The organism is Mesorhizobium australicum (genome assembly GCF_900177325.1).
GTDB lineage: Bacteria > Pseudomonadota > Alphaproteobacteria > Rhizobiales > Rhizobiaceae > Mesorhizobium_A > Mesorhizobium_A australicum_A.
The window spans coordinates 299,069-313,773 of the sequence record NZ_FXBL01000004.1 but is presented as its reverse complement, the minus strand read 5'-3'; the positions used below and the strand labels follow the sequence as shown (position 1 = coordinate 313,773).

Annotated in this window: 11 protein-coding genes; 6 read left to right on the top strand and 5 right to left on the bottom strand. The window is 67.8% G+C overall.

Annotated features, from left to right (window positions below; genetic code table 11):
• Positions 1-240 precede the first annotated feature (240 nt).
• The 6 genes from trpB (at position 241) to B9Z03_RS03825 (ending at position 5,348) form a co-directional block, all read left to right on the top strand.
• Positions 241-1,461, top strand: a complete 1,221-nt coding sequence (trpB, locus tag B9Z03_RS03850) for a tryptophan synthase subunit beta (protein WP_085462971.1) — start codon at positions 241-243, stop codon at positions 1,459-1,461.
• 65 nt (positions 1,462-1,526) lie between these two features.
• On the top strand, positions 1,527-1,820 hold the full coding sequence (locus tag B9Z03_RS03845; protein WP_085462970.1) for a CopG family ribbon-helix-helix protein: 294 nt from the start codon (positions 1,527-1,529) through the stop codon (positions 1,818-1,820).
• Positions 1,820-2,131 (top strand): type II toxin-antitoxin system RelE/ParE family toxin, encoded by a 312-nt coding sequence (locus tag B9Z03_RS03840; protein WP_085462969.1) that lies wholly within the window; start codon positions 1,820-1,822, stop codon positions 2,129-2,131. The genes B9Z03_RS03845 and B9Z03_RS03840 overlap by 1 nt, the downstream gene beginning before the upstream one ends.
• A complete protein-coding gene (gene trpA / locus B9Z03_RS03835; protein ID WP_085462968.1) occupies positions 2,128-2,967 on the top strand; it encodes a tryptophan synthase subunit alpha in 840 nt (279 codons plus the stop codon). Before B9Z03_RS03840 ends, trpA begins: the two co-directional genes overlap by 4 nt.
• Positions 2,968-3,017: 50 nt before the next feature.
• On the top strand, positions 3,018-3,929 hold the full coding sequence (gene accD, locus B9Z03_RS03830) for an acetyl-CoA carboxylase, carboxyltransferase subunit beta (protein WP_085462967.1): 912 nt from the start codon (positions 3,018-3,020) through the stop codon (positions 3,927-3,929).
• Positions 3,930-4,016: 87 nt separating this feature from the next.
• Entirely contained in the window at positions 4,017-5,348 is a 1,332-nt protein-coding gene (locus tag B9Z03_RS03825; RefSeq protein ID WP_085467486.1) for a bifunctional folylpolyglutamate synthase/dihydrofolate synthase, read from the top strand.
• A gap of 51 nt (positions 5,349-5,399) precedes the next feature.
• Here the strand turns inward: B9Z03_RS03825 and trxA are convergent, their stop codons facing one another.
• The 5 genes from trxA to tsaE all read right to left on the bottom strand — a co-directional run bounded on the left by trxA (position 5,400) and on the right by tsaE (position 14,705).
• Complete coding sequence (gene trxA / locus B9Z03_RS03820) at positions 5,400-5,720, bottom strand: thioredoxin (protein WP_085462966.1); 321 nt, start codon at positions 5,718-5,720, stop codon at positions 5,400-5,402.
• A 102-nt stretch (positions 5,721-5,822) separates the two neighbouring features.
• A complete protein-coding gene (addA, locus tag B9Z03_RS03815) occupies positions 5,823-9,338 on the bottom strand; it encodes a double-strand break repair helicase AddA (RefSeq protein ID WP_085462965.1) in 3,516 nt (1,171 codons plus the stop codon).
• Positions 9,335-12,484, bottom strand: a complete 3,150-nt coding sequence (addB, locus tag B9Z03_RS03810) for a double-strand break repair protein AddB (protein ID WP_085462964.1) — start codon at positions 12,482-12,484, stop codon at positions 9,335-9,337. Before addB ends, addA begins: the two co-directional genes overlap by 4 nt.
• Entirely contained in the window at positions 12,481-13,209 is a 729-nt protein-coding gene (locus B9Z03_RS03805; protein ID WP_085462963.1) for a nucleotidyltransferase family protein, read from the bottom strand. The genes addB and B9Z03_RS03805 overlap by 4 nt, the downstream gene beginning before the upstream one ends.
• Positions 13,206-14,705, bottom strand: a complete 1,500-nt coding sequence (tsaE, locus tag B9Z03_RS03800) for a tRNA (adenosine(37)-N6)-threonylcarbamoyltransferase complex ATPase subunit type 1 TsaE (protein WP_085462962.1) — start codon at positions 14,703-14,705, stop codon at positions 13,206-13,208. Before tsaE ends, B9Z03_RS03805 begins: the two co-directional genes overlap by 4 nt.

Sequence of the window (14,705 nt, the reverse complement as noted above, 5' to 3'; positions counted from 1 at the left end):
CATGCGGGAGGCCGGAGGGGGCGTGGACAAATCAGCCGCAGAAAAACTGCCAATGCCGAGCGGGAGAGGGCGTCGGCGCGGGAGCGGGCGGAAATCGATGCACGGGGTGATATAGCGAGGCGCACCCTCGACTCCTCGCGAAACGCAGCAGACAGTTTACTTTTCGCCCTCGACGCGACATAGCCATTGCCACGGTTTCCGGGGCGTGTCCGTATCTGTCCCCGCATTCAGGAGTCCGGTATGAACAAGCCGATCGAGCCCAATTCCTTCCGCACCGGTCCCGACGAGCAGGGTATGTTCGGTATCTTCGGCGGCCGTTTCGTCGCCGAAACGCTGATGCCGCTGATCCTGGACCTGGAGCGGCACTGGAACGAGGCCAAGACCGATCCCGAGTTCCAGGCCGAGCTCAAGTCGCTGTCGACCTATTATGCGGGCCGTCCGTCGAAGCTCTATTTCGCCGAAGGCCTGACGAAGCATCTCGGCGGCGCAAAGATCTTCTTCAAGCGCGAAGACCTGAACCACACCGGCTCGCACAAGATCAACAACTGCCTCGGGCAAATCCTGCTCGCCAAGCGCATGGGCAAGAAGCGCATCATCGCCGAGACGGGCGCCGGCCAGCACGGCGTGGCGTCTGCGACCGTCGCGGCGCGGTTCGGCTATCCTTGCGTCGTCTACATGGGTGCAACCGATGTCGAGCGACAGAAGCCGAACGTGTTCCGCATGAAGCTGCTCGGCGCCGAGGTGAACCCGGTCAGTTCGGGCCACGGCACGCTGAAGGACGCGATGAACGAGGCGCTGCGCGACTGGGTGACCAATGTCGAGGACACCTATTACCTGATCGGCACCGCCGCCGGCCCGCACCCCTATCCGGAACTGGTGCGCGAGTTCCAGTCGGTGATCGGGATCGAGGCGCGCCAGCAGATGCTGGAGCAAGAAGGCCGGCTGCCCGACGTGATCATCGCCGCGGTGGGCGGCGGCTCCAACGCGATCGGCCTGTTCCATCCTTTCCTCGACGACAAGGACGTGCGCATCATCGGCATCGAGGCCGGTGGGCGCGGGCTGGACGGCATCGAGCACTGCGCGTCGATGAATGCCGGCAAGCCGGGCGTGCTGCACGGCAACCGCACCTATCTGCTGCAGAACGAGGACGGGCAGATCCTCGACGGCCACTCGATCTCCGCGGGCCTGGACTATCCCGGCGTCGGGCCCGAGCACTCCTGGCTGCGCGACACCGGCCGCGTCGAATATGTGCCGATCCTCGACGATGAGGCGCTGGACGCCTTCCAGCTCTGCACCAAGACGGAAGGGATCATCCCCGCGCTGGAATCCGCGCACGCCATCGCGCACGCCATCAAGATCGCGCCCGGCATGGGCAAGGACAAGACAATCATCGTCAACCTGTCCGGCCGCGGCGACAAGGATGTGCACACGGTGGCCAAGATGATGGGCATGGAGATCTGAGGCCGCGTTTGGCGCGGGGTGGGCGGTGTGCTATTTTGCGGCCGACGTGACTGAGGAGCGTGAAGATGGGTGAAGTGCCGCTTTCACTGCATGTGACCGCCGAGCTTAAGCAACAGCTCGAGAAGGAAGCGCACCTCTCGAGCAAATCAGCATCCGAGATCGCTGAAGAGGCGATTGTATCCTACCTCGACCAACAGACGCGTCTACGCGACATGCTCGATGCCGCCGCCACCGAGGCGGACAAGGGCGTGTTCATTTCCAGCGAAGCCATGCTGCCGTGGATCAAAGACCTGTTCGACGGAAAGAAAACGCCACCGCCTCAACCTGACGTCTTCCTGCCCCAGCGCACACGTCGTTGATGAAGATCATCTTTCTTCCGACGACGACGACCGACTTCGAGTGGATGACCGACTACTACCTGAGCGTCTTTCCGGAAGGCGGCCCAAACGCTTACAAGCGCTTCGAACGAGCCCTCATCAACCTCGGCGACAATCCTCTTTCAGGCAAGACTATTGCGCGGACGAGATATCGCCAATATCCAGTCCGGCGGACTCCTTTCTGTCTCATCTACCGGATTGAAGCAGAGACGATCGAGATTGTGCACATTTGGGATCAGCGCTCCAATCCTTTGGACTTGGTCCTGGACGACGACGGAAAAAACGAAAAATGACCACCCGCATCGACCGGCGCATGGCGCGACTGAAGGGCGAGGGCCGACCGGCGCTCGTCACCTATATCATGGGCGGCGACCCCGACTATGCCACGTCGCTGTCGATCATGAAGGCCCTGCCGCGCTCGGGCTCCGACGTGATCGAACTCGGCATGCCGTTCTCTGATCCGATGGCGGACGGGCCGGCGATCCAGGCGGCCGGCCTCAGGGCGCTCAAGGCGGGCCAGACGCTGCGCAAGACGCTCGACATGGCGGCGGAGTTCCGCAAGTCTGACGACGAGACGCCGATCGTGATGATGGGCTACTACAACCCGATCTACATCTACGGCGTCGACCGGTTCCTGGCCGACGCCAAGACCGCGGGCATCGACGGGCTGATCGTGGTCGACCTGCCGCCGGAGATGGACGAGGAGCTGTGCATTCCCGCGCTCAAGGCCGGGATCAACTTCATCCGCCTCGCCACGCCGACGACGGACGACAAGCGCCTGCCCAAGGTGCTCGAGAACACGTCCGGCTTCGTCTACTACGTGTCGATGACCGGCATCACCGGCTCGGCGCTCGCCGATACCAGCAAGGTCGCCACGGCGGTGAAACGCATCAAGGGACATACCGACCTGCCGGTCTGCGTCGGCTTCGGCGTCAAGACGGCCGAGCAGGCGCGCACGATCGGTGCTTCGGCGGACGGTGTGGTGGTGGGCACGGCGATCGTCAACGCGATCGCAAATGTGCTCGGTCCCAAGGGGGAGAAGACGGCCGACCCGGCGGACGCGGTCGCGACGCTTGTGTCGGGCCTCGCGGCAGGCGTGCGCGCGGCCCGCCTTGCTCCCGCCGAATAGTCGCCCCACATTCCCTGCTTGAGCCTCATCTCGCCCGAAGGGAGACCGGCATGAACTGGATCACCAATTACGTCCGCCCGAAGATCAATTCGATGCTCGGACGGCGCGAGATACCGGAAAATCTCTGGATCAAGGATCCCGAGACCGGCGAGATGGTCTTCCACAAGGATCTCGAAGAGAACCAGTGGGTCATCCCCTCGTCCGGCCACCACATGAAGATCTCGGCCAAGGAACGGCTCAAGTTCTTCATGGACAATGGCGAATACGCGGCCATCGAGAACCCGAAGGTGGTGGTCGATCCGCTGAAGTTTCGCGACGAGAAGCGCTATATCGACCGACTGAAGGACGCCAAGGCCAAGACGAGTCTTGAGGACGCCATCCTTTCGGTGCGCGGCACGATCGAAGGCCTGCCGATCGTCGCCTGCGTGCAGGATTTCGCCTTCATGGGCGGCTCGCTCGGCATGGCGGCCGGCGACGCCATCATCAAGGCATTCGAGATCGCGCTGGCAGAGAAGCGGCCGATGGTGCTGTTCGCGGCTTCCGGCGGGGCACGCATGCAGGAAGGCATCCTGTCGCTGATGCAGCTGCCCCGCACCACGGTTGCGGTCGAGCGGCTGCGCGAGGCGGGCCTGCCCTACATCGTGGTGCTGACCAATCCGACCACCGGCGGCGTCACCGCCTCCTACGCCATGCTCGGCGACATCCATATCGCGGAACCCGGCGCGTTGATCGGCTTTGCCGGCCCGCGCGTGATCGAGCAGACTATCCGCGAGAAGCTGCCGGACGGCTTCCAGCGGGCGGAATATCTGATGGAGCACGGCATGGTCGACATGGTGGTGTCGCGCCTGGAGATGAAGGAGACCGTCGCGCGGCTGCTCAAGATCCTGATGCATGCGCCGGTGGCGCAGGTTGACGCGCCGATGGCGCGCGCTGCGTCGGCTCCGGCCCAGGCCGGGGCATAGAGTCCGTCTCGACGCTTTCATCTTCTTTGCCGCAGGGCGTGGAGTATCCCGACCATGAACGTCCTGCGACCGGATGGCATGTTTCCGATGACCAAGAGCGCCGCCGAACGCGAGATCGATCGGTTGATGACCCTGCATCCCAAGGGCTTCGACCTGTCGCTCGGCCGCATACGCCGCCTGCTGGAAAAGCTCGGCAATCCGCAGGACCGGCTGCCGCCGGTGATCCACATCGCCGGCACCAACGGCAAGGGCTCCGCGGCGGCCTTCTCGCGCGCGCTGCTGGAGGCGAGCGGCCGTACGGTTCACGTCCATACCTCGCCCCACCTCGTCAACTGGCACGAGCGCTACCGGATCGGCGCGCCGGGCGGCGGCAGGTTCGTCGAGGACGAGGTGTTCGCCGATGCGATCAGGCGCGTCGGCACGGCGAATGACGGCCAGACCATCACCGTGTTCGAGATCCTGACCGCCGTCGGCTTCCTGCTGTTTTCCGAGCATCCGGCGGATGTGGCAATCGTCGAGGTCGGGCTCGGCGGCCGGTTCGACGCGACCAATGTGATCGAGAACCCGGCCGCCTGCGCGATCATGCCCGTCTCGCTCGACCACGAGGCCTATCTCGGCGACCGGGTGGAGCTGATCGCCGCCGAAAAGGCGGGCATCATCAAGCGGGGGCGGCCCGTCGTGGTGGGCGCGCAGGACAGCGACGGGGCGCGGGACGTCATCGTCGGCACGGCCGAGCGGCTCGGCGCGCCGGCCTATGTTCATGGCCAGGACTTCATCGCCTTCGAAGAGAACGGCCGCTTGATCTACCAGGACGAGGACGGGCTGCTCGACCTGCCGCCGCCGCGCCTTCCCGGACGGCACCAGTTCGCCAATGCCGCCGCCGCGATCGCCACCGTGAAGGCGGCGGGCTTCAGCCTCGGCGTCGCCGATGTCGAAAAGGCAATGCAGACGGTCGAGTGGCCGGGCAGGCTGCAGAAGCTGAGCAGCGGACGGCTGACCGATTTCGCGCCGCGCGGCGCGGAGCTGTGGCTCGATGGCGGACACAATCCGGGTGCGAGCGTGGTGATCGCCGAAGCGATCGTCGAGCAGGAGGAGCGCTTTCCGCGCCCGCTGTTCCTGATCTGCGGCATGATCAACACCAAGGATCAGACGAACTTCTTCAGGGCGTTCGAGGGCATGGCGCGGCACGTCTTCACCGTGCCGGTGAACATGAGCGAAGCCAGCGTGCCGAACACGGTGCTGGCGGCGCATGCGGCGGAGGCCGGCCTGTCAGCGGAACCTGTGGCGTCGATCGAGAATGCGCTGCTTCTGCTGCGGGACAACTGGGATGAGGCGGACACGCCACCGCGCATCCTGATCTGCGGCTCGCTCTACCTTGCCGGCGAAGTGCTGCGCCTCAACGGAACGCCACCGAAATGAAAAAGCCCGGCGCAAGGCCGGGCTTTCATGATCAATTGAGCTGACGCCGGATCAGACGTTGCCGCCGATCCAGGCAGACAGCGCGGTCTTCGGCGCGGCGCCGACCTTGATGTCGGCCACTTCGCCGCCCTTGAACACCATCAGCGTCGGGATGGAGCGGACGCCGAACTGGGCGGCGAGCTCCGGGTTCTCGTCGATGTTGAGCTTGGCGATCTTCACCTTGCCGGCCATCTCGGTCGAGATCTCGTCCAGGGACGGGGCGATCATCTTGCAGGGGCCGCACCACTCGGCCCAGAAGTCCACGACGACGGGCTCGGCGGACTGCAGCACGTCCGACTGGAAGTTGTTCTTGTCGACCTTGACGGTGGCCATGATGGCTCTCCTTGCCTAAATCTATGCTGAATTGGCGGGCCTGCCGCCAGATGTTGAACTGATATGTGGTGGTGCGCGACCGCGCAATCAAGCCGGACTGTCTCACGCTCGCGTGAGTCGTTCAAGCGCGGCGTCCATCAGCGACGCAGGCAGTTCGATCAGCCGCGGCGCTTCCGTGAACAGCAGAGCGGCGGTGACCTCCCGGTCGGGATAGATTTGTGCGAGAAGGGCCCGGTAGAGCGAAAGCTGGACGACATAGGCCTCCGGAACCTTCGAGAGGTCCTCCGGCGGCGGGCGGTTGGTCTTGTAGTCGACGATCAGCACGCGGCCGGCCGAGACCGACAGGCGGTCGATCGTGCCGGACACGACGACCTCTCGGCCGGCGAGCGCGAGCGTTCCCGTCACGGCCACCTCCGCGCGTGAGCCGGCGGTGAAGACAGGGGCAAACAGAGGGTCGGAAAGCACCTTTTGCACCGACATCCAGGCCTGATCGCGATCGGCCGGCGTCCAGCGGCCTTCGGCATTGTCGAGATAGCGTCGCGCGGCGGATTCGCGTTCGCCTTCAGGCATCGCGGGCAGCATCTGCAGCAGCCGGTGGATCGCGAGGCCCCGCGCGATGGCGAAGGAGGGTTCCGCTTGCGGATCCAGCACCGGCGAGCGCGCAGGCGCGACGCTCTCGTCCGGCGGGTCGAGAAGTGCGGCCGCGGCCGACGGAGACAGGCTGCGCGCGGGCGCATCGTGCCCGGGCAGGGGCGCGAGCGGCGCGAAAACGGGACCGGCCGCCACGGCAGGCACTGACATGGAGGGTGCGGCCTGCGCAGGCGCTTCGGGGCTGCGGCGGAAGCGCAGGATATCGGCCCCTGTCACCGGATGCGGCACGGTGCGGCTGTGCGGCGAAGCGGAGAGCGCCGTCGTCACCAGGTCGTGCCAGATGCCGGGCACCGGGTTCTGCCTGCCGCGATAGCCGCAGACGATCAGCCGGTCCTCGGCACGGGTCATGCCGACATAGAGCAGGCGGCGGTATTCGTCCTCCGCCTTGCCGGAGAGGAGGCGGTTCTGCGCCGTCGAGACCGAGTTTGCCAGGTCGGACCCGCCGCGCCACAGATAGCCGTTGCCGCGCCAGCCGCCGTTCTTCGCCTCGATCGGGATCAGGCGCGGCAGGTGCGCGTCGAGCGACGGCCGCCCCGCCCCGTCGACCAGGAACACCACCGGCGCCTCGAGGCCCTTGGCGGCGTGGACTGTCATGATACGGACCTCATCGCGCGTCTGGTCCATCTCGCGCTTGATGTCGGGACCGGCGGACTCCAGGGAGGCGAGGAAGGATTCCAGCCCCGGCAGGCCGGTGCGCTCGACCGCCAGCGCGAAGCTCAGGAACTCGTCGAGGATTTCGCCGGCCGAGGGCCCGAGCCGCGCCACCATTTTCGAGCGGATGCCGTCGCGCGCGAGCAGGGTGGCGTAGAACTCGAACACCGGCTTGAAGGCCGCCTCGTTGCCCCAGCGCTCCAGGCTCTCCACCACGGGCGCGAGCAGGAGATCCGACTGCGCCCGCTGGCGCAGCACGCGGCCGAGCGGAGCGTCGTGGCGGTTCCAGGCGAGTTCGAAGAGCTGTTCCTCGCTGAGGCCGAAGACCGGGCTGCGCAGCAGGGCGGCCAGCGACAGGTCGTCATGCGGCTGCAGCGCCACGCGGCCGAGCGCGATCAGGTCCTTCACCGCGACATGGCCGGACAGGCTGAGCCGGTCGGCGCCGGCGACGTTGACCTCGCGGTTCTTCAGCGCGCGCGACAAAGCGTGGACGAAGCGGTCGCGCTTGCGCACGAGCACCAGCACGTCGCCGGCGGTCATCCGGCGCGGAGCGCCGTCCACCTGCTTGCCTTCGAGGCACTCGCCGTTCCTGATCCAGTCGCGGATCGTCATGGCAATGTGTTCCGCGAGCTGGACGGCCGGCGCGGAGGCGTGGTCGATCGCCTGCGTCCAGTCGTCCGGCTCTTCCACCTGCTGCGGTTCGACCAGCGGCCAGACCTCGACATGGCCGGGCTGCAATTCGCGGATGGTCGGATGCTCGATCGGCTCGTCGTCCTGGGTCAGTCCCTTGCGCGCCGTGTCGGCTGCGAACACCAGGTCGACCGCGCCGAGAACGTCGGTGGTCGAGCGGAACGAGCGTTGCAGCCGAACACGCTCGAAGCGGCCGCCAGACCCGCGCACACGCTCCGCGAAGGCAGCACCGCTCAGTGAGAAGGATTCGGGATCGGCGCCCTGGAAGGAATAGATCGACTGCTTCTCGTCGCCGACCGCGAAAACGGTGCGGGCGACGTTGTCGCGCGCGCCGAGGCCGGCGAAGAATTCCTCTGCCAGCCGGCGCACGACCTGCCACTGGTCGGGGCTGGTGTCCTGCGCCTCGTCGACCAGCACATGGTCGATGCCGCGGTCGAGCTTGTACTGGACCCACGGCCCGACATCGGCGCGGGCGAGCAGCCGCGCCGTGCGCGAGATCAGATCGTTGAAGTCGAGAAAGCCGCGCGCTGCCTTCAATCGCTCGTAGCGGCCGATCAGAACGTCGGCGACGGTGAGCGCGGCGGCGGTTGCCTCGATCATGCCGTGCAGCGCGACGCGATCGGCCACCACGACAAGTGCCGACGACGCCGCGCCATATCTTTCCAGTAAATCCGGCAGGTCGGCCAGCAGGGCCTTCTTGAAGGTCGCGGGGCCGTACGGGTCGCCATCGGCCTTGAGGAACCCCTTGCGAAGGTGCTCGAAGCGGATCAGCGGATCCCGCGTCTCGAAAGCCAGCTTCGCATACGGGAGAATATTGTTCACGACCGATTTGGCGTCGTGCTTCAGGGAGGCGTTGGCGAAGGCGGCAAAGTAGTCCGGCGGGAAGCCGGGCAAAGGCCAGATAGCGGCCGCGAGGTCTGATGCGGTGTCGGACGGGTCGAAGCCGAATTCCTCGAACAGGACTCCCATGTCGCCGCCGACCTGGTCGAGGAAGGCGCGCAGGCTTTCCCGCTTCGCGACGATCTCGCCCAGCAGCCTGTCCAGGCCTGCCTCGCCGGCGATCGCCAGCACGCGTTCGAAGGCGCCGGCCAGCGCCTCGTCCTGACGCGCGGCGATGCCTGTCAGCATGTCCCGGCGGGCTTCGGCGACGAGCGCCTGCTCCATCTGGCCGTCCAGCATCTCGAAATGGCCAGCGATGTTCGCCTCGAGCGGGAACTGGTGCAGGACCGCTTCGCAGAAGGCGTGGATGGTCTGGATCTTGAGGCCGCCCGGCGTCTCCAGCGCACGCGCAAAGAGCTGCCTGGCCCGCCGCAGGCGTGGGCCAGGTGGCGGCTGTCCGTCTATCCGGGCGATCTCGTCGCGCAGGGTCGCCTCGTCGAGCGTCGTCCAGCGCCCAAGATCGCGGAAGACGCGGTTCGACATGTTGGCCGCCGCCGCCTTGGTGTAGGTCAGGCAGAGGATCTTCGACGGCTCGACATCGTCGAGCAGGAGCCGGATGACGCGCTGCGCCAGCACATGGGTCTTGCCCGAGCCGGCATTGGCCGACACCCAGGCGGAGCTGGACGGATCGGAGGCGCGGGCCTGTTCGGCCAGCGTGTCGACCGGGATGATCAGGCGGCCGCTCATTCGCCGCCCTCCGCGCCGTCGTCGCCGCCGGCCGACCATTCGAGTACGCGCGCGAGATGGTCGTAGTCGCCGTCCGTGTCGCCTTCGCGGAAGGGCAGCGCGCGGGAGAGATAACCGGTGCGCGGATCGTTGTAATGCTGCAAGAGCCGGTCGAGCCGCTGCCACGCCTCTTCGGAGAGGCCGGCGGCGGATTTGTCCGAGCCCTTGATGCTGAGGATCGACTCCTCCTCCACCGCGCCGCTTGCCCTGAGCCGCACATAGGCAAGCTCGCCGGGCGTCAGCACACCCAGCGCCTCGAAGGCGCCGCGCATCATCAGCGCACCCTCCAGCGGCAATTGTGGCGAGACGAGCCGATGCGCCTGGACCTTCGAGGGCGAAGAGCCGGTCTTGTAGTCGAGGATGTCTGCGAGGCCGCCACGCATTACGTCGATCCGGTCGGCCTGGCCGGACAGGGTGACGTCCGTGGTTCCCACCGGAATCGAGCCGGCATAGGCCTCGGCATGGCGGGTCGTGGTGTCGGCGCGCTTGATCCGCTCCCATTCGACCAGTTGCGGCGCCATCAGCGCAAAGCGTGGCCACCATACCGCGTCGATGTCCGGCGGAAGCTGCTCCTCGTCGAAACGCTGACGGGCGATGGCGAGGAGAAGGCTGACCGCGTCCTGCGAACCGGCATCGACGCCCGAAAGCGTGAACCGGTGCAGGATGTCGTGGAACAGCGTGCCGCGCTCCGCCGCGCCGGGGTCCCGGAGCAGCGGGTCGAGCGGGTCGAGCCGCAGGACCTTGCGCGCGTAGATCGCGTAGGGGTCGCGGCGCAGGGTCTCGATCTGCGTCACCGAGAAGTGGCGCGGCCGCGCGGCCAGGGGCGGGGCCGGGTTGGGGCGGCGGGCGAAGTCGACCGAAGGTGGCGCATCGAGCGCATGAAAGCGCGCTTCGGCGAGGAGAAATGCGCCTTTGGTCCTAAGTTCTTTAGCCGGCTCATCTCCGATCAGCGCGATGAGGCGTTGCAGCCAGCGCGACGGCACGGACGGCGCGTCACCGGCGCGCGCGGAGCGCGTCAGCATGACCTCGCGCGCACCCATCGCCATCTGGAAATCATGCGCGGCCTGGCCGATACGCCGCTCGGGCGGATCGAGGTCCAGCCCGCCTTTCATGACACGCGACATGAAACCGCCGGGATCGGCCCGGCCCGGCCACGAGCCTTCGTTCAGCCCGCCGCAGACCAGGAGATCGACATCCTGGAGCCGCGCCTCCAGCGCACCCCAGATCGAGACCGCATGGTCGGCGCCGTGGCGCGGCTTGACCATGTCGCCAGCGATCAGCGCGGCCAGCACATCCGGCCACTCCGACGCCTCGATCTCGAAGCCCGGCTCGGCCGCCACCAGGCCGCGCAGCAGGCCGGCCAACTTCTCGCCCGCCTCGCCGCGATAGAGTTCCTCGACGCCGCCGCTCTCGGAACGGCCGGCATTTTCGAAGGCGACGACGGTGGCGCGGGCCAGCACCGTGATGTCGGCGCGCTGGCCGCGCAGCCGTCCGAGCTCCGCGACCGCCTCGTGGAGCACATGCGCGACATGCAGGGCATCTTCCAGCTCTGCGGCGCGCAGGCGACGCGTCCAGAACGGTTTGCGCTTGCTCTTCTCCGCCGCCTCGTCGTCGCTGTTGTTGTCGGCCAGCAGTCTTGCACCGAAATCATCCGCAAGTGCGCAGAGGTCGGGGCGGCCGACGCCGCCGCGCAGCGCGACCAGCTCGATCGCCTCGGCGGCGCGGCGCACGCGGCCGCGCTCCAGCCCGGCGCGCAGCAGCGGCTGCTTGAGGAAGGACAGGATCGCCACCGGATCGCCCGGCCGCATGACGCATTCGACCAGCAGCCGCAGCAGCATCGCCGGCGGCGTGTCGGCGAGCGGCGTGCCGGCGGAGTCGTCCGCCACGATGCCGAAACGCAGCAGCTCGGCGCTCACCCGGCGCGCCAGCGCGCGGTCGGCCGTGACGAGCGCGGCACGGCGGCCCGGAACCGCCGCCGCCTTGCGCAGCGCGAGCGCGACCGCCAGCGCCTCGTCGCGCTCATTGGCCGCTTCGACCAGGGTGACGCCGTCGAGCGCACCCGCCTCGATCGCGGAAAGGACGGCGCCGCGGCTCTGCGGCCATGTCTCGGTCGCTTCGGCGGGCCGCAGCGCATCCGAGACGATCGCCGCGCGCGCGGCAAGCTCCGGCGCCGGTGTACCGATCTCGGCGATGTCGGCGCGCTGCACGCCAAGTTCGCCGATCAGGCGGTTGAGGCCGAACTGCGGATGGCCGAACACCGAAGGCGCGACGCCGGCTTGCGACAGCATCGTCCAGGCAGCCTCATCGAGCGACAGATCGAGCCCGGGCAGCACGACGGCGCCATTCGGCAGACGCGAGATAACGCGCAACAGGCGAGCGGTCGCGGGGATCGAGCCGGTGGAACCGGCGGCGATGACGGGGCCGGCCGGCGGATTGCGGAGCAGGCGCTCGGATTCGGCGTCGATCAGCCGGCTGCGATGTCCGGCGGGATTGGAGCGTCGGCGCTCCTCCAGGGCAGCAGGCCAGAGCGAGGTGACGATCTGCAGGAAGTCGAGCGTCACCTGCCACCAGGCGGCGAGCTCGTCGCGCACGATGCCGGAGAGCCGCGTCCAGTCGGCCTCGGCCGTCTCGATCTCGTCGATCAGGTCCGCCAGGTCGCGCGCCAGCCAGACCGCCTCAGCCGAGGAGGTCGGCACCACGATCTCTTCGGCGAAGAGGCTCGCCACATGCGCGGGCAGGCGACGCTTCCACGCGCGGACCAGCGGGGCGAGCAGGAGCAGGCGTTCCAAGGCGTCGATGGGCGGATCGAGCGCCGGCGGCGGCGGCAAGGTGGTGTCGAACCAGGCGAGATCCTCGTCGACATCCCCGAGCGGCCGGATGACCGGCAGGATCGCCGCCTTGCCGCCGAGTCGCTCGGCGAAGATCGTCCGCAGCGCACGCGCCGCGCGGCGGGTCGGCACGAAGACGGTGGCGCCGGCGAGCGCGAGAGGATCGTCGCCCGGGCGAAAGCCTGGGACCAGCGCGCCGGACAGCAGCGCGTCGGCGAGCGACGGCAGGAAAGGCGCGCCCGGCGGGATCGAGAACACCCGCGGCTGGGGCTCGCTCATCGCGGCTTCGCGACAGCCCGTGCGACTGCCGCCTCGGCGGGCGCGATGGCGTCGGGCGTGCCGACGGTGATCCAGTCGCCGTCCATGACCATGCCGTGCAGGCGGCCGGTGGCGAGGGCCGCGTCGAATTCGGCGTTGAGCGAATGCGCGCCTGCCGGAGCGTGGTCGAAGATGCGCGGATGGACGATCGCGGCGCCGGCGTAGATCAATCCGCGCGGATCGCCCTTCGCGCGCGAAAGACGTCCGTCGGAGGCCAGCAGGAAGTCCGTTCCTCCCGAATGCCCCGTCGCCTGATCGAGCCTTGCCAGCATGAGGAGAATATCCATCTCCGCGTCGTTCCAGGCAAGCCCGAGGCGGACGAGATTGTTGTCCACGCTGTCGATCCAGAACGTGTCGGCGTTGAGGACGAAGAAGGGGGCGGGGCCGAGCCTCGGCAGCGCCCGGACGATGCCGCCGCCGGATTCCAGCAGCGCGTCGCGCTCGTCGGAGATATCGATGGCCGGTTTCGTTCTCGAGGCGAGGTGGGCGACGATCTGGTCGGGGAGGTAGTGCACGTTGACGACCGCCGTTTCGACGCCTGCATCTGCGAGGGCGTCCAGGCCCCAATCGATCATTGGTTTGCCGGCTATCTTTACCAGCGGCTTCGGTATCGTGTCGGTGATCGGCCGCATGCGCTTGCCGAGCCCGGCGGCGAGGACCATTGCCTTGGACGGGACGGAACTCATCCGGCCAGCCCGCGCGACAGGTAGAATTCGCGCACCTCGGCAAGAGCGGGATGCGGCAGGACGCGCGCGACATAGTCGCGGATGCGCGGCAGGTGCTTGAGATATTGCGGCTTGCCGTCGCGCTTGTTGAGCCTGACGAAGATGCCGAGGATCTTCGAGTTCCGCTGCGCGGCCATGATGGCATAGGCCTGGTCGAAGGCAGCCTCGTCGAAGCTGCCATGCGCATGCCGCGTCGTCTTGTAGGCGTCTACCGTCGCCCGCTCCAGCTCGAGCGGGATGGTGACGCGCGCATCGAGCGCCAGCGAGGCGACATCGTAGGCGGCCGGACCCCAGAGCGCGTCCTGGAAGTCGATGACGCCGAGCCGGTCGTTGCCTTCCCGATCCTCGCGCCAGATGAGGTTGGGCGAATGATAGTCGCGCAGCACGATGCTCTTTTCGGCCGAGGCGAGGCGCGCGATCGCGGCGTCCCAGGCGGCGCGGTAGTCAGCCCGCTCGGCATCCTCGACGGCACGGCCGGTCTGCGCCGGCACATACCAATCGGTGAGGAGCTCCACCTCGATCATCATCGCCTCGCGATCATAGGCGGGCAGGCGATGGATCACGCCGGGCGCAGCCTCCATCTCCAGCGGCCAGCTCTGGCGGTGCATGTCAGCGAGCAGGGTGGCGGCGGCGAGATAGCGCTCGCGCACCGGGGCGCCGGAGGCGTCGAGGAAGCCGGCGTCGCCGAGATGCTCGATCAGCAACAGTCCCTGGTCGAGGTCCTGCGCGAAGATCTTGGGCGCGCAGAAGCCGCGCACGGCGAGGGCCTTGGCGATCGCAACGAAGGGCGTCACCGATTCGGCGAGATGGGCGATCTGGCTGTAGGGCTTGCCGTCGCGGATCGGCGGGCCGTCAGGCTGGCGCGCCGCGTTCATCAGGATGCGCTTGGGCGCCCCCGGCTCGGTCACCGTCTCGTAGGTGCGCGTCGAGGCATCGCCGAGCAGGAAGGTGCGTGTCGCCTCCGGCGCGCCGGCCCCGGCGAGGAACTGGCGGATCGCGAGCGTGCGGCGCAGGCGGCGGAGCGCCTCGTCCGGGGCTTCGATGGTGGCGAGGCGGCCGCTGCCGAGATGGGTGAGGACGATGCGGATGCGGCTGGCCGGCAGCAGGCCGTCGGCGCGCTCGGGCCATTCGACGAGAGCAACACCGTCACTCACCGCCTCGTCGAAGCCGAGTTCGTCGAGGTCCGATCCGGATGCGAGGCGGTAGAGGTCGAAATGATGGACCGGGAGGCGCCCTGCATAGGACTGGACGAGGGTGAAGGTCGGGCTCGGCACATCCATCGCCGGATCGCCGGCCAGCGCCCGCACGAAGCCGCGCGCGAGCGTCGTCTTGCCCGCGCCGAGATCGCCGGACAGGGCGAAGACATCGCCGATGCGCGCCACGGCGGCAATGTCCGCGCCGAGGCGCGTCGTTGCGGCGTCGTCTGCGAGCTCGATCGTCAGCGTTTCAGGTGGCAT